We start from the raw sequence: 15,213 nt of genomic DNA on the forward strand, positions 1-15,213 counted from the left end.
CCCCACGCCAAAACCGGTACTCCAGCTCCACCGGCAACCGCGGACGACCCCTCCGAACACCCACCACAACACCCCTTTCAACAAGCCGGTGTTGCAACCACCCCTAGAACCCGCCGGGTCTATGCGCCGAAAAAGTCACATGCAACGACGCAGCAAGAGTCAGATGGGCGCGGCGGGACCCCGCGCTTCCTTGCTGGCGCTTTTCACCACCGCGGAGGGTCACGTTCCAGGCCTCCTCGCTACCGGCCGCAACCATAGCGAGCACCTCAATCGGCGGTCACGCGATCGCCGACCTCGCCAGTACCTCAGCCACCCGCCGGGCCGCACCACCCTCCCACTGTAAATCGGCCGCAGCGGCGACCAGCCACAAGCCGATCCTGACCGGCCGCATCCGAGCGATACCCCAGCCGCGACCGCGACAACCGCCCCGACCCACACCCACTCACCCCTGCGGCGGATCCTCGATCCACGCATCGCCGAGATGGTAAACCCAGCGCGGAGAAACCCCAGCAGGCACCAACCGGAACGGCTTTCCGTGATCGTCGATACGAACAGTCCCCTGCCGACCACCGCTAGACCAGGCCAGGTCGAAGTACCAGTAGGTGTCGCGCTTGGTGGTGCTTGCGGTGATGTAGAAGACCTCCGGATCCGACTCGGTCACCTTGAACGGAAAGGCGGGCTGTCCGGCGAGGGGCTTGAGTTGCGGGTGTTCGGAGTCGAGATCGAGGGTGAACTCGTGAGTGGGAACCGGCCCGCCGCAGCCGTCGCCGTTGCGGAAGATCGAGCCGGGCGGGCGGTCGCCCGTCTGAACGACGCGGACTGAGAGCGACTCGAGGACGACGGTCTCCGCGCCTTTGCCCTGCAGGGTGAGTTGAATCCGCTGGGATTCGGCGGGAATCCCCCCGAGCGCATTGAAGAAGACCTTGGCGTCCGGCTCGAGTGTTGGCGGTGGCGGGACGTCCTTGGGAACGCGGTTGAGCAGGAAGACGCCACTGCACGGGTCCGCCCAGGCGGCCGGGTCGACGGTCAGGGTCAGCGGGGCCGGCGGGGGCTGGGTAGTGGGCTTCGCGTCGGACGTCAGGTTGCGCGCGACCAGAACACAGGCTGCGATGACGACCACGGCGACCGAGGCGGCGATCAGCACTCGCAGCGACGACCAACGGGGCGCGCGGACAGGCTCCGCCGGAAGGTCGTCCGCGGCCTCAGACTCGGCCGACGGCTGGCCGGCAGGCTCCGCGGCAGGCGGTTGGGCGGCGGGCGAGGTGGTCGGCGTTTGAGCGACGGGCGAAGTCGTCGACTGGCGCCCCGGTGCGGCTGGCGGTTGCGCGACAACCGGATCGGGCGGGGGTTTGCGGCGAGCAGCGTCGGCGAGAATCCAGCGGCGATGGAGCTCGACCAGCTCGTCCGGGTTCGCCTTGCAGAGACGAGCCAGGCGCTCGATCGGCGCGTAGTCGGTCGGCACCGCCTCGCCGTTGCAGTAGCGGTGCAGGGTGGACTGGCTGAGGTAGAGACGCTTGGCCAGTACGCCGTAGCTCAGGCCGGAGCGGGTCTTGAGTTGGGTCAGGAATGCCGCAAACTCGACGATCTCCGCAGGTCGTTCCACGCTCTCCCCGTCCCGGTCCGGCGCTCCAGGGGCGAGGCGTTTCCCCAGGTCAGCGCGGCATTCAGCGTTCCAGCCTCCCGCATCGGCCGATCACTCTGGCGGCCGGGACGGATCGTATACAAGCCTGGTGCTCGTTCACACAGCAACCCTCCACGAAAGTAGCCAACGATGTCAGCGCGTACCTACCTCGTCACTCTCGGACTCGCCGTCACCGCGACCGCAGCCTTCGCCACCAGCGGCGTCCTGACCGCCGCCGGCACCAACGACAAGGCCCCGGTCACCTCAACCAGCGCACCGGCCGCCAAGACGGCGGCCACCAAGACGGCGGCCAAGCCGAAGGCGACCGTGACGTGCACCGGCGGCAACACCAAGGTGGTCGTCACGAAGCTCACCCGTCCGGCCAACCACTGGCTGATCACCGCCACCAACACCGGCAAGAACCTCTGCAACGCGTACTACGCACCGTTCCTCGGCTTCGAGCACGACCAGTCGACCACCACGATCATCGAGGGCAGCCAGCCGCAGGCCGTGGTCACGCTCGCGCCCGGCGAGTCGGCGTACGCGGGTTTCACCACCGCGTCGGCCAACGGCTCCGGCTCGAACCCCCGGACGGCGCATGACCTGACGATCTACTTCTCGGGCCGGAGCAGCGATGGCGGCTCGGTCGGCAAGGCCGCGCACTGGATCTTCAAGCCGGGTGTGCGGGTCGACGACAGCGCCAAGGTCACCTACTGGCAGTCCTCGATCTCGGACGCCATCAACTGGTGACTCTTGAAGAAACGGACCACAGTCCGTTAAGGTCGGCGACATGGATATCAGCGCAGGGCTCGAGCGCATTCAGGCGCTCGGCCGTCAGGACTCCTGGCTCGCCGTACTCATCACGCAGCGCCGCTCCGGGGAGCCGGCCGCGACCGTAGTGAACGCAGGCGTCCTCAACCACCCGCTCACGGGTGAGCCGGTCGTCGCGCTCGTTGCCCGGGGCCGGACCGCGAAGCTGGCTCACCTGCGGCTGAACCCGCAGGCCACGCTGGTGTTCCGGGCCGGCTGGGAGTGGACCGGAGTCACCGGATCGGTCGAGTTGGCAGGTCCCGACGACGAACTGCCCGGGCTGGATGCGGATGCGCTGCGGCAGTTGCTGCGTGACATCTACGAAGCGGCCGGCGGCGAGCACCCGGACCTGGACGAATACGACCGAGCGATGGCAGAAGACCGTCGTACGGCGGTGCTGGTCCGGCCGGAGCGTTTCAGCAGCAACCCTCCCGGGGCCGACCACGAGGAGAGCGAATGATCATCCAGGTCTGGTCGGATCTGCTGTGCCCGTTCGCTCATGTGGCGATTCATCGGCTCCGGGTGGCGCGGGAGCAGTTGGGTGTCGAAGTGCAGCTGGATCACCACACGTTCGCCCTCGAGCTGTTCGACGGCCCGCACCCGCGACCCGGTACGGACAGCGAAGCGGTCGGCCTCGGCCAGCTGGAACCGGAGCTCGGCTTCCGGCTGTGGACGAAGCCGGACTGGACTTACCCGTCGACAGTGTTGCTCGCCGCCGAGGCCGTACATGCGGCCAAGGAGCAGGGGCTGCGAGCATCCGAAGAGCTGGATCACGCGCTCCGGAAGGCGTTCTGGCTGGAGTCTCGGTCGATCGCGCATCGGCAAGTGATCCTCGACGTCGCCACCGAGATCGGCATCGACACCACCGCGCTGGCCGCTGCGCTGGATGACGGTCGTGCCCGCGCGACCATGATGGCCGACCACGCGATCGCGGTGACCGATGCGATTCAGGGTAGTCCGCAGTTCGTCCTGCCCGACGGTTCGAGCGTCCACAACCCTGGAATCAAGGTTCGTTGGGAAGGTCCGTTCGCCGCGGGGTATCCGATCGCTGAGAACAGCGATCCCGGATGGGCCGAGCGACTTCTCAAGCAGGCCGCATGATCCGCCTGGAACGCCTGGTCGTGGGCTACCTGGACACGAACTGCTGGATCATCGCGCCGGACGTCCCTGGCCGGCAGCCCGCGCTGATCATCGATCCCGGTGACGATCCGGATTACCTGGCCGCGGCGGCCGCGTCGTACGACGTCGTTGGGCTCTTGCTCACGCATGCCCACGCCGACCACGTGCTGGCTTTGTCCGCCCTGGCCGAATCACTCAACGCGCCGATCATCGGCCACCCGGCCGAGCGTGAGGTGTGGGCCGCTGAGCTCGACCACCTGAAACGGCACGGCTACCTGGACGCCGGCACCGCGACCGCCGACCTCGTGGCGAACGGCAAGGCACCGCGCCCCACCCCCGGCGTCCCGCTCTGGAACGGGCACCTCGACCAGGAGATCGCCGAGCCGACGAAGCTCGCCCTGGGCCCACTGGATGTGGAGGTCATCCCAACTCCCGGCCATTCCCCCGGCAGCCTCACCGTCCACGTCGCGGGCCACCTTTTCACCGGCGACACCCTGTTCCCCGGCGGCCCCGGCCTCACCGGTCCGGAGTACCCACTGACCGATTTCGACGCCATCATGAGGTCCGTCCGCCAGCTCCTCAGCTACCCCACCGACACTGTCGTCCACCCCGGCCACGGCGCCGACACCACTGTCGGAACCGAGCAGCCAGCGCTCGAATCGTGGCAGGCCCGCGGCTGGTGATCGTTGTGCGAAGCAATCACTCCGGCCCTGGAATAACACACCGGCAGGGCCAAGGCCGGACCCTTACAGCACAGGTCGAATCTTTAGACCACTTCGCCGCCAGCGCCTAGATTTTCGGGCAACAGACGCCAGCTCGAAGGGGAACCGAATGAAGAAGAAGCCGACCGCACGCATGGTCGCCGCAGTCATCATCGGCGCGACGGCGCTGCTGGGCGCAACCGCCGGGTCGGCGGCCGCCGACCCGCCGTGCTACAGCGGCGAGGTCTGCACGTACTACCAGGGCGCGCTCGTCTCCAAGAACGGCCCGATGTACCCCGGCCAGTGCCACTTCGTCTCGCACAGCTTCGACTATGTGCGGAACCTGTCGGGGATCCAGCAGACCGCCTACTCCGGCACCAACTGCACGGGCCGCAGCGTCCGGATCAATGCCGGCACGGGCTCCGGGGTCAACCTCTTCTGGAGCATCGGCTACTGATCCACTGTGCGAGAGCGCCCGGTCAAGGAATGAGCAGGACCTTGCCGGTCGTTCGCCGCGCCTCAAGGTCGGCGTGCGCGCGAGCCACGTCGGCCAGTGGATAAGCGGCCGAATTCTGGATGACGAGGTCGCCGGCCTGCACGTAAGCGAAGAGGTCGGCGGCCCGTTGCCGGAGCTCGGCCGCCGTGGTGACGAAGTCGCGAAGGGTCGGGCGCGTGATCGTCAGTGATCCCGCCGGCCCTAACCGCCGAAGGTCGAAGGGCGGGACCGGGCCGCTGGACTGGCCGTACAGGACCAACGTGCCGCGTCGGCGCAGACAGCTCAGCGAGTCCTCGAAGGTTGTGGCGCCGACACTGTCGTAGACGACATCCGCCTGCTCGCGTGCGATCTCTGCATAAGTGATGACACGGTCGGCGCCGGCCGCTCGCGATAGCTCGGCTTTCGCGTCCGTGGACACCGCACTGATCACGTGAGCGCCGCGGAGTTTCGCTAGCTGGGTAAGGAGTAGGCCGACACCACCAGCACCAGCCAGTACGACGACCAGGTCGCCCGGCTGCACGTCGTACGAGTCGTTCACGAGGTAGTGCGCGGTCAAGCCCTGCGTCGGCAACGCGGCGGCAGTCTCAAGGCTCACCGCCTCCGGTACGGCGATCAACCGGTCAGCGGGGATCACCTGCTCGGAAGCGTATGAGCCGCGAATCCCCTGCCAGCAGACGCGTTCGCCCGGCTGCCAGCGCCGTACTGACGCACCGATCTCGACGATCACGCCACTGCCTTCGTCACCCGGCACGTACGGTACGGCGCGCGGATACGCGCCAGTGCGCTCCTGAACATCCAGGTAGTTGACGCCGATCGCGGCCACCTGAACCCGAACCTCGTCAGGCCCCACGGGCACCGACGGCCGTTCGACAACCCGCATCTCCTCAGGCCCACCATGGCGGCCAACTTCGACGACCCTCATGCTTGGTGGAACGCTTCGACGACCTGCTGCACCCGGAAGCCCGTCGCGAAGTCGGCGAGGTTCCCCGAGGACCGGCCGTGCATCGCCTCCGCGAACAGGCTCAGCCGGGTCTCCTCCGAACCCCGCGCCCCCACCAGGCGCACCGGTTTCCAGCCATTGCTGTCGGCAACGAACAGCTGATCCCAGTCCCGCAGGAGATAGGACCGCTTCGTCCCGCGGATGATCCACTCGTAACTGTCCTGACCAGCGGCTCCAGCGACGGCGGAGACCTGCACCGGCACACCGCCCGCCCGGAGCAATCCCCAGGCCGCGATCTCACTGCGGAAGTCCGCTCCATGGTCGAGGTGCAGATCAACCGGCTCCAACGGCCCCAGCAAGCGGTCGGTGAGATAGACGAAGTGCGACAACACCTCGCGCACGAACCCACCTTGCGCGCGACCGTCGAGCCACCCGGCATGGGCCTGAAAATCCCGCGGCCAGTGCGTGAACGCGAGCCGGATCTCGACCGATAGCACCTCGCCGATCAGCCCGAAACCCAGTGCGTCCTCAAGCTGAACAGTCGCATGCCGATCGGACAGCGCGAAGTTGACCGCGGCAACACCAGGAGCGGCATCCGCGGCCGCCACCATGCGACGCCCATCTGCCAGGTCTATCGCCAACGGCTTCTCGCACAACACCGAGAGCCCGGCCTGCAGCGCCGCCACCGCGAGGTCCGCGTGGAAAGCCGGCGGAGTGGCGATGTAAACGGCATCGAGACCGTCTCGCACGTCCGCCGAGTCGGTAGTGAACCGGACGCTCGGATAACCGTCCTGGTGGCGAGCAACCTCGGGGTCGGCGGCGGCGACGACCTCGAAGGCGGGGTGCGCACTGGCCACACTCAGCACCTCTGCCCCCATCGCGCCCAATCCGATGATGCCGAGCCGTACCGGTGTCTCCATCCCTTGAGCATGAGGTGACTCCGCCCCTGAGGTCCATCTAATCTTTGGACATGGATCAGTTAAGGCCAGACTTCATCGACGATCTCCGCCGCTTACGGGTACTGCGTGAGTTCCGCGAGCGCGGAACGGTGACGGCAACCGCCGACGCGCTGCATTTGACGCCGTCCGCGGTGTCGCAGCAGCTCGCGGGCCTGTCCCGGGACCTCGGGTTCGCGGTGATCGAGCGGGAAGGCCGACGGGTGAAGCTGACGCCCCGCGGCACTGCCCTGCTGCACCACGGTGACGCGGTATTCGCCCGGCTCGAGCAGGCGAGGCTGGAGTTCCAGTCCTGGGACCGGACGATTCAGGGCAACGTCACCATCGGAGCTCCCTCTTCCGCGCTGATCAGCCTGTTGCCCCGGGCGCTCTCCACGATCCGGGCCGAGCTGCCCAAACTCAACGTCTCCCTGCGTCAACTCGAGCCACCCGCGCTCTTCGACCTGCTCGACGCCGGCAAGGTCGACCTCGCCATCGCGGTGAGCTTCGACGGCTCGCCCAGCGCCGGTGATGCGCGATACCACCGGGTTGAGCTCGGCGCCGACGTACTGGATGTTGCGCTGTCTGCCACGCATCCGCTGGCGGCCGAGGAGGAGATCGAGCTACCGGCGCTCCAGCACGAGCCGTGGATCTCCGGTACGCTTGGTGGGTGCTGCGCGACGATCACTTCGACTGCCTGTGCCGCGGCCGGATTCGCACCACGGATCGCCTACCAGGTCGACGATTGGCACGCGGTAGCCCAGCTGATTCGCCAGGGTCACGCGGTCGGTCTGCTCCCCCGGCTCGTCCAGGAGTCAATGAGTCAGGAGCTGGCAATCCGACCCGTCAAAGGGCCGCGGCCGCAGCGTCACCTCTTCGCCGCGGTCCGGGAAGGCAGCCAGCAGTCACCCTTGATGACCAGCCTGCTGACGACCATCCGGCGCTCGGCTCTGGACGGGGAGCGCGCCGCATAGGACCCTGATCCCTCAACGCCTCGGCCTACGACGGGAAACCCGCCTTGTCTGACTCTGTGCTTACCTCGGTCCTGCTGCCGATCGCGCTGGCGATCATCATGTTCGGGCTCGGTCTCAGCCTGACGACCGGCGACTTCGCCCGGGTCGCGCGGATGCCGAAGGCCGTACTGGTTGCGCTTGGCACCCAAATTCTGCTGCTGCCGGTGATCTGCTTCGGGCTCGTCGAGGTGTTCGGGCTGGCCCCGGCGCTCGCGGTCGGCATGATGTTGCTGGTCGCCTCACCCGGCGGTACGACGGCCAATCTGTTCAGCCACCTGGCCGGTGGCGATGTGGCGCTCAACGTGACGCTGACCGCGGTGAACTCGGTGCTGGCGGTCATCACGCTGCCGATCGTGGTGAACCTGTCGGTCGCACACTTCATGGACGGCTCCGGCCAGCTCGGGTTGCAGCCGGCCAAGATGCTGCAGGTGTTCGCGATCGTGCTGATCCCGGTTGCCCTCGGCATGCTGGTGCGCAATCGCAAGCCCGGCTTCGCCGATCGGATGGAACGCCCGGTGAAGCTCGGATCGGCCGTCGTACTGGCCCTCGTCATCTTCGCCGCGATCTACACCGAACGCGACAACTTCCTCGACTATCTGGCCGCGGTCGGGCTGATCGCTCTCCTGCTGAACGTGATCAGCCTCGGCCTCGGCTACGTCCTGCCCCGGGCTGCCGGCCTGGGCGAGCGGCAGTCCATCGCGTGCTCGATGGAGATCGGGATCCACAACGCGACCCTGGCCCTGACCATCGCACTGAGCCCAACACTGCTGAACAACAGCGAGATGGCCACGCCAGTAGCCGTCTACGGCATCGTGATGTTCTTCCCGACCGCTCTCGTCGCCTACCTCCTCAGCCGAGCATCCAGTCGAGGAAGCCGGCTGCCGCAAGCCGGCTGACCGTCGCCTCAGCCGTCTTCCGGCTGAGGTCCTGGACGGCGATGACGTTGCCCTCGTAGAAGATGCCGCCGTGGTTGGTCTCCGCCTCGACGTCCTGGGTGAGGCGGTAGGGGTCATAGACGATGACGGGGAACTTCCGCTCCCCGTGCACCAGGTGACCGCCCATGAGCAGGCCGCGGCTCTCGATCAGCTCCCAGTCGGCGTCGTCGAAACCGTCCGGTCCAACGAGCCGCCAGCCTGCTTGGGTCATCGTTTCTCCTCAGCTAGTGAAAGAGTGCCTTGAGCGCTCCGAGATAGTCGGACTCGGTGACCTTGAGGCCGTCGCGGACCGCGATCTCGAAGTGCGTACTCGTCTCCGGGTTACCAGTCTGCCGAATCGCCAGCCTCGGATCGAGCTTGGTCGGGTCGATCCGGAGTGCGTCGAATCCCTTGGGCAGCGCCCCGGGGCTGGTGTTGGTCGAAATCCCACCGTTCGTCTTCACGAACCCGTCGACGTCGACCTTGTAGTCGACACCCTTGCGCGCCTCCCACGGCTTGGCACCGTCCGGCTTGGTGCCGCGGTAGATGGGCTCGTCCGGCCGCGCCTCCCGGCCGAGCCGGGACTGCTGCGGTTGCTGCTGCTTCGGCTTGCGCGGCTGCTGCTGGCGGGGCTGTTGCCGCGGCTGCTGGGGTTTGCCCGGGTTGCCTTCCTGCGGCTTGCCCTTGCCGTTGTTGCCGCGGTTCTGATTGCCCCGGTTCTGGTTGCCCCGGTTGCTCTGACTGTTGCTCTTGCCGTCGTTGCGTTGGGCCTTCTGGTTGTTCCGGGGTTTCTTCTTGTCCGCAAAGTGTTTGATGATCGTCTTGTAGATCACCACGGTCTTCGCGACGATGCTCATCACGGCGACCGTGATGAGTCGCCACATCGTGACGATCACCGTCGTGACCACCTTGACCAGCTTGACGATCGAATCCCACGCCCATTTCAGGACGTTCCAGATGTTGTCGACCTTCTCTTCCCAGCTGACCGTCGTCACCGACTGCTGGTAGGCCTGCAGCATCGCGACCATCACGATGAGGACGACGAACACCACGACGATCACCGGTACGGCGATCACGACGACGAAGTTGCCGCCTGCGTCGTTGTAGCTGACCGGGTTGTGGTTCGCGTAGGCGTACCCGCTCATCTGCCGTTGATCGGAGAAGTCGACGAGCGAGTCGACCGAGATGAACCGCCCGATGCTCTTGTCGTACTGCCGTGCCCCGAGCTGGACGAGCCCGGTGTCCGGATCACTGGTCCCGCCGTGGAAGTCGCGCTGCCCCGGCCAGTCCGTCGGCGCCGCACCGCGAGTCTCGCCGTACGGCAGCACCCGGCGTTTCTGGACGGCCTGCGTCACCGAGTCGATCGCTGTCAGCGGCGTCCCTTGCAGGTCACCGAGCAGCCAGCTCAGCTTCGCCCCGGACCGTACGGCGATCACCCGGTCCCCGAACCCGTAGTACCGGGTGCCGGTCACGGTCTGACCGGCCTTGTCGAGGCGGAGCTCCGTCTCGCCGACGTACAGCGTCGTACCGGAGGAGTCCCGGCGAATCAGCCGGCCGCCATCCGCGTCGTACACCGCACTCGTCGAGGCGGCGCCCTTCGTCGTACCGACGAGCTGGTTCTCGGCGTCCCACTCGAGGACCTCGTCGACCCCGTTGGCCGTCCGCCGGGTGGTGTTGCCGACCTCGTCGTAGGAGAAGGTCTTCGTCTTCGTCCCGGCCGGGCCGGTGCTGGTCACGCTGGTCAGCGCATGCGGTTTGCCGCTGCCGTATTCGTAGGTGCTCGTCGTCGTCCCGGCAGGTGTGGTCGTCTTCTCCGACTTGCGGTTGCCCGCCTTGTCGAACGTCCACTCCTGCGCGTACGGCGCCGGTCCGCCGAGGTCCTGGGCAGCCGCACAGTCACCGGCACTGTTGTCCGCCCCCGGCTTCGGGGTCCAGGCCTTGGTCAGCCGGCTCAGGTAGTCGTAGTCGAAACACTGTGTGTCAGTGGCGTCGCCCGACTCCGCCGGAGCGATGTCGCTGATCTTCTTGATGTTGCCGCCGGGGTCATAGTCGTACCGGGTGTCGGAGACCCGCTTGGGCGACAGTTCCTTGTCGACCACGACTCGGCTGACTCGCCGGGTGATCTGGTCGTACTCGAACTTCTGCTGCACGAACGGACCCGACGCCGTACCGAGAGTCAGTACGTCGGCATCCTCGAACGGCGTGTACGCCAGCTGCCGCACGTAGGTGTCCTGGCCAGCCAATGAGGTCGGCAGGCCCTGGTTGTTGTACCCGAGGTTCAGCGTCTCCGCGCCGAGACCACCAGCGGCCGGCAGGGACCGGGTGGCCACCTGACCGTCGTCGGTGTAGGTCTGGCCGACCGTGTAGCTACCGGCCAGCTTCCCTTCGGAGGCAGGCAGGGTCAGCGTCGTCCCGGTCACCCGGCCGGATGCGTCGTACCCGCTGATCGCGCTCGTGTAAGCCTCGGTCTTGCCGTCCTTGGTGACGTACCGCGTCGAGGACGTCGGCCGTCCGGCCGCAAGCGAGTCGTACTTCCACTCGCTCTGGAGCGGTCCGTCCGGAGCGTTCAGCCGCGTCGCGGTCTTCCGGCCACTGTTGTCGTAGCTGGTGTACAGCTTGACCCCACGGGAGTCCGTCGTCGACACCAGTTGGTCGGCAGCGTCGTACTCGTACTTGCTGATCCCCTTGTCCGGGTCGTTCTCCTCGATCTTGCGGCCCTGGGTGTCGTACTTGTAGCTCCAGACACTGCCGGCCGGATCGGTGACACTCTTCAGGCTGCCGCTCGGCCAGTAGGCGTACTTGGTGCTGTCGTAGTCACCGGTCGCGCTGTCGCCCTTGTACTGACGCAGCTCGGTGAGGTTGCCGTCGGCATCCATGATCCGCGTGGTCGGGGTCTGTCCGGTGGGCGGGTCGATGGTCTGCTTGTTGGTGCTGATGGTGTGCTCGATCGACCACTTCTGGACGCCCATCGAGCGGAACGTCTGACTCTTCGGCCGCTCGGCCGCGTCCCAGACGTTCACCTCCTGCTTCGGCAGCGTTGCCTCGTCGACGACCTTCAGCTCGCCCTCGGCCAGGGTCGCGGTGTAGTACGGGCCGTTGACCTTGGTCTCGAGACCGCGCGAGTCGTACCGGTTGTCGGTCACCAGCCAGCCACCACGCGGCGACTGCTCGTGCGTCTGGCGGACCCGGCCGAGGCCGTCGTACAGGTCGTAGGAGATGTCGTAACTGGTGACATTGGTGGCGGCATTCTTCACGCGGCGCTTGGTAGTCACCATCGACGGACCGTCGTCGCGCAGCTTGTAGTCGAGCTCCAGGTCGGCCGGACCGGTGGCCGGGTGCCCGGAGTCCCAGGTCTTGCTGACCCGGCCGACTGCGTCGAGCTGACGGACACCGCGCCGGCCGTCAGGCATCTGTACGGCGGTCTCGGTGCCGAACGCCGGCTCGAGTTCCGTGATGACCTGCTGGCCGTTCGGTGCGGTGTCGGTGATCTTCGTGATCGGCCCGTACGTCGGGTTGTACGCCCGGCGGTTGGGGCGGTTCAGCGCGTCCACGGACTCGGTCTGGCGGCCCTGCGTGTCGTACTTGGCCGTGTAGACCAGTTCGTACTTCGGCTCACCGGCAGTGTCGAAACCTGCCAGCCGCTCGGCGCGGGTGACCTGACCCCTGACCGGAGTCGCGGTCGGCGAGGTCGCGTCGTCGTAGAACAGCCGCTCGTCAGCCAGTACGTCGGTATTCGCGAACGGCTGGTCGCATCGCTTCGCGACCTGCTGCAACCGGGCCGGCAGTTCACGGAGGTTCTTCGTCGGGTTCTCGACGTAGGTGTAGCGCGTGCAGCTGTCGTCCGTGGTGTCGGCGAGGTCGCCGGCCTCGTCCTTGCTGGTCAGCCGGCCACCCGCGTCGTAGCTGTTCTGGGTGTCGACCTTCAGCGTGCCGGTGTCGGTCGGCTGGTACTGCGTGACCTGCTTCTGTCCCGAGTAGCGCGAGGTCAGCGTGCCCCACGGCCGCGTCATCGTCGCGGTCGGCGCGGAGATGTAGTAGTCGGCGATGCTCTTGTTGATCACGGTGGCGCCGTTGTAGGTCAGCTGCTCGCGCGCCTGACCGGCGTACTCGTTGATGTCCTCCACTGCGGCACCAGTGGAGTCGGTGATCTTGACGTCCTTGACACCACCGGCGGCCGTCCGGTCACCGTCGAGGCCACGGAAGTACAGCGACTCGCTGACCGACTGTGTCTCGTCCGCACGACCCTTGATCACCTTGACCCGGCCGAAACCACGCCACTGCGACCAGGTCGACTCCTTCAGGTCGGTCCCGGCGTCCTGCTCTTCAAAGCGCCAGGCCGGCTTGTCGAGGTACTGGACCGTCGTGACGACCGGCACCGGCGCCTGCCACGGGTCGTTGGCCGCGACAGTTCGGTCGGTCTCCTGTACCGACGTGACGACGTACTTGTGGAACCAGTCGGTGCGGTCGGGTGAGCTGTCGAGCAGCGACCACTTCTGCGGTCGGCAGCGCCGGTCGTTGTTGTCCGGTGCGGGCAGACCCGTCGGCAGGCAGTCGATCGGGCCGTAGTTCACCGCGACGTCGCCACCGGTCCCACCGTGGACGGCGTTGATCCGGAACCACTCCAGCGGCGGAACAGTGTCGCTGCCAGTGTCGACCCGGTTGGCCAGCGGGATGCCGTCGAAGCTCGTCGTGGGCATCTGAACCGGCGTACCGACCAGACCGATCGGCGTGATCTCCTTCAGCCAGAGCGACGGACTGCTGTTGTCACCGCGCAGGTACTCCTGCCGCAGCGACCACGACTGCACGTCCTCGTGCTTACTCGTCGCAGCCCGCCACACCTGGGTCGTCACCTTGTCCAGCCGGAGCTGGGTCCAGAACGTCGCGGTGTAGTGGTTGTCGCAGTTCGTCGTGCTCGCGCAGGTCAGGTCCCACGGAGTGTCCGGGTACGTCGCCTTTTGGGTCGGCCCACACGGCAACGGCGTACAGCGCTCGGCCGTCGTGAACAGGACCTGGGCCACCGGCTTCTGGGCGAACACCTGGCCGTCGATCTGGCCGTACTCGATCCGCTTGATGTTGCCCGCGCGGACATAGGTGCTGACCGAGGCCTTGGTGAGGTTCCGGGCGTACCGGTCGATCTCGGTGTTGTAGAACAGGCTCATCGTGTTGCCGTTGGGGTCGACCACGTAGTCGAGCTGCCACTCGTAGGCCTGCTGGCACCACGAGTCGGCGAACGCGGTCTTGTTGCACTGCTCGCCGCTGTTGTTGCCGAAGACAGGCACGGTGAAGGCCGACTTGGTCTCCTCCTTGCCGGTCGTCCAGCCAGGCAAGCGGTTCAGGCCGAAGTAGTACTTCGTCCCGTTCGACGACGTCATCCGCCAGTACTCGCCCTTGTCGGCGGCAGCGACACCCTCGTCGCCGTTGGTCGCGCCGCTGAGCCGCTCGATGATGGCGCCGTCGTCGCCGCGCATCCGCCAGACCTCGCCACTGGCATCCTTCTTGGCCAGCACCAGGTCACCGGACTTGCCGTTGACGGAGATGTTCATGCTGTCGCCGGCAAAGCAGAGGTCACCGGTCTTGCGGGTGCCGTTGTTGCCGTTCAGGTCCTTGCCGCAGCTCCGGTACTTGCGCTCGATCGAGCCGCCGCCGGACGTCGTGAACCCCTGGCCGATCTGCGAGGTCTGGTTGTTCGTCGCGGACGACAATCCGTCCAAGGCGCCGGACGAGTAGTTCAGGCCGACCGTCGGCTCCGGGCCACCGGTCGCCGGCGGTGTGTCCAACGGCATCTGCCACTCGAAGTCACCGGACGAGCCACCGATGCTCCAGGTCGAGGCGCCATCGCCAGACTCGGGCTTCTTGTAGTCACCCGCACCGCTCGACTCACCGGCCGCGACCATGACGGTCTGCGGCTGCGCACCAACCGGTACGTCGGCAATGACGTCCCCGTTGCCGTTGTTGCGGCTCGGTACGACGACCGTCTTGCCGTCCTGCTCGGTGGTGAAGCGCAGCCGGGTCGCCCAGTCGCCGCCGTACGTGTCCCGGAACTCGCGATAGTCGACGCCGACCGTCACCTGGCCGGACTTCGCCGTACCGTCGGCTCGGGTGAGCTTCAGCTCGAGCGCGTCGCCGCGGCGGCCGACCAGGTCGACCTTGACCTTCGCGGGTGCGCTGCTCGTGCCTTTGGCCAGCACCTCGCGAGCCGTTGCAGAGGTGGGCGCAACCCAAACCGGCAGCTGACCGGCCTTGGCCCGCTGGTTGACGCGGCCGCCGTTCAGCGCGAGCTGCCAAGTGCCGTTCGCAGCCGGCGCCGGTACGGCGACCTCGGCGGAACCGGCGCTGGGCCAGCGGGTAGCGGGCGTGCCGTGGAACTCACGGTCGGCGGTCTTGGACGCGGGCCGGGGAACGGCCTTCGCGGTCCGGCCGTCGATCGACTTGTACTCGGTGGACTTGAACTCGGGGTCGGACCGGGTCGCTGCCGCAGCGGTCAGACCTTGCTGCTGGGTGGACAGAACCAGCGTGATGGTGAGTCCGGCGGCGATGGCGGTAACGAGGTTCGATCGGAACCTTCGAGAGGGCATGGGCGGGCCTCCTGGGTAGACGCCCATACCTTGCCGCCTGGCCACGCACCGTCACCAGGTAAGAAGTGGACAACTTCCGGAACTGGCCA

12 protein-coding genes are annotated in these 15,213 nt (G+C 67.0%); 7 read left to right on the forward strand and 5 right to left on the reverse strand.

Annotated features, from left to right (window positions below):
• Window positions 1–442: 442 nt before the first annotated feature.
• On the reverse strand, window positions 443–1,603 hold the full coding sequence (locus E1263_RS43315; RefSeq protein ID WP_202868995.1) for a helix-turn-helix domain-containing protein: 1,161 nt from the start codon (window positions 1,601–1,603) through the stop codon (window positions 443–445).
• A 168-nt stretch (window positions 1,604–1,771) separates the two neighbouring features.
• Between E1263_RS43315 and E1263_RS22335 the strand changes: the two genes are divergently transcribed.
• The 5 genes from E1263_RS22335 (at window position 1,772) to E1263_RS22355 (ending at window position 4,708) form a co-directional block, all read left to right on the forward strand.
• Entirely contained in the window at window positions 1,772–2,371 is a 600-nt protein-coding gene (locus tag E1263_RS22335; RefSeq protein WP_132170457.1) for a DUF4232 domain-containing protein, read from the forward strand.
• Window positions 2,372–2,411: 40 nt separating this feature from the next.
• Complete coding sequence (locus tag E1263_RS22340) at window positions 2,412–2,891, forward strand: pyridoxamine 5'-phosphate oxidase family protein (RefSeq protein ID WP_132170459.1); 480 nt, start codon at window positions 2,412–2,414, stop codon at window positions 2,889–2,891.
• A complete protein-coding gene (locus tag E1263_RS22345) occupies window positions 2,888–3,532 on the forward strand; it encodes a DsbA family oxidoreductase (protein ID WP_132170461.1) in 645 nt (214 codons plus the stop codon). The genes E1263_RS22340 and E1263_RS22345 overlap by 4 nt, the downstream gene beginning before the upstream one ends.
• A complete protein-coding gene (locus E1263_RS22350; protein ID WP_165956714.1) occupies window positions 3,529–4,233 on the forward strand; it encodes an MBL fold metallo-hydrolase in 705 nt (234 codons plus the stop codon). The genes E1263_RS22345 and E1263_RS22350 overlap by 4 nt, the downstream gene beginning before the upstream one ends.
• A gap of 148 nt (window positions 4,234–4,381) precedes the next feature.
• Window positions 4,382–4,708 (forward strand): hypothetical protein, encoded by a 327-nt coding sequence (locus E1263_RS22355; protein WP_132170465.1) that lies wholly within the window; start codon window positions 4,382–4,384, stop codon window positions 4,706–4,708.
• A 22-nt stretch (window positions 4,709–4,730) separates the two neighbouring features.
• Here E1263_RS22355 and E1263_RS22360 read toward each other — a convergent pair whose 3' ends face one another.
• Together E1263_RS22360 and E1263_RS22365 are read right to left on the reverse strand one after the other, a co-directional pair.
• Entirely contained in the window at window positions 4,731–5,627 is an 897-nt protein-coding gene (locus E1263_RS22360; RefSeq protein ID WP_238161416.1) for a quinone oxidoreductase family protein, read from the reverse strand.
• Window positions 5,628–5,665: 38 nt separating this feature from the next.
• Window positions 5,666–6,607, reverse strand: coding sequence for a Gfo/Idh/MocA family protein (locus E1263_RS22365; protein WP_132170468.1), 942 nt, complete (start codon window positions 6,605–6,607; stop codon window positions 5,666–5,668).
• Between the two features lie 50 nt (window positions 6,608–6,657).
• Between E1263_RS22365 and E1263_RS22370 the strand changes: the two genes are divergently transcribed.
• Both E1263_RS22370 and E1263_RS22375 read left to right on the forward strand, forming a co-directional pair.
• Entirely contained in the window at window positions 6,658–7,596 is a 939-nt protein-coding gene (locus tag E1263_RS22370; protein WP_132170469.1) for a LysR family transcriptional regulator, read from the forward strand.
• A gap of 44 nt (window positions 7,597–7,640) precedes the next feature.
• Window positions 7,641–8,531, forward strand: coding sequence for a bile acid:sodium symporter family protein (locus E1263_RS22375; protein ID WP_132170470.1), 891 nt, complete (start codon window positions 7,641–7,643; stop codon window positions 8,529–8,531).
• Here the strand turns inward: E1263_RS22375 and E1263_RS22380 are convergent.
• Both E1263_RS22380 and E1263_RS22385 read right to left on the reverse strand, forming a co-directional pair.
• A complete protein-coding gene (locus E1263_RS22380) occupies window positions 8,485–8,781 on the reverse strand; it encodes a hypothetical protein (protein ID WP_132170471.1) in 297 nt (98 codons plus the stop codon). The two genes, E1263_RS22375 and E1263_RS22380, sit on opposite strands and share 47 nt — an antisense overlap.
• Before the next feature lie 13 nt (window positions 8,782–8,794).
• Entirely contained in the window at window positions 8,795–15,124 is a 6,330-nt protein-coding gene (locus E1263_RS22385) for an RHS repeat domain-containing protein (protein WP_132170472.1), read from the reverse strand.
• Window positions 15,125–15,213: the final 89 nt, after the last annotated feature.

This window comes from Kribbella antibiotica (assembly GCF_004349055.1).
In the GTDB taxonomy this organism is placed as follows: domain Bacteria; phylum Actinomycetota; class Actinomycetes; order Propionibacteriales; family Kribbellaceae; genus Kribbella; species Kribbella antibiotica.

Excerpts from the sequence above, each read along its gene's own strand:
- E1263_RS22335 (WP_132170457.1), top strand. The coding sequence starts at position 1,772 with ATGTCAGCGCGTACCTACCTCGTCACTCTCGGACTCGCCGTCACCGCG.
- E1263_RS22340 (WP_132170459.1), top strand. The coding sequence starts at position 2,412 with ATGGATATCAGCGCAGGGCTCGAGCGCATTCAGGCGCTCGGCCGTCAG.
- E1263_RS22345 (WP_132170461.1), top strand. The coding sequence starts at position 2,888 with ATGATCATCCAGGTCTGGTCGGATCTGCTGTGCCCGTTCGCTCATGTG.
- E1263_RS22350 (WP_165956714.1), top strand. The coding sequence starts at position 3,529 with ATGATCCGCCTGGAACGCCTGGTCGTGGGCTACCTGGACACGAACTGC.
- E1263_RS22355 (WP_132170465.1), top strand. The coding sequence starts at position 4,382 with ATGAAGAAGAAGCCGACCGCACGCATGGTCGCCGCAGTCATCATCGGC.
- E1263_RS22360 (WP_238161416.1), bottom strand. The coding sequence starts at position 5,627 with ATGCGGGTTGTCGAACGGCCGTCGGTGCCCGTGGGGCCTGACGAGGTT.
- E1263_RS22365 (WP_132170468.1), bottom strand. The coding sequence starts at position 6,607 with ATGGAGACACCGGTACGGCTCGGCATCATCGGATTGGGCGCGATGGGG.
- E1263_RS22370 (WP_132170469.1), top strand. The coding sequence starts at position 6,658 with ATGGATCAGTTAAGGCCAGACTTCATCGACGATCTCCGCCGCTTACGG.
- E1263_RS22380 (WP_132170471.1), bottom strand. The coding sequence starts at position 8,781 with ATGACCCAAGCAGGCTGGCGGCTCGTTGGACCGGACGGTTTCGACGAC.
- E1263_RS22385 (WP_132170472.1), bottom strand. The coding sequence starts at position 15,124 with ATGCCCTCTCGAAGGTTCCGATCGAACCTCGTTACCGCCATCGCCGCC.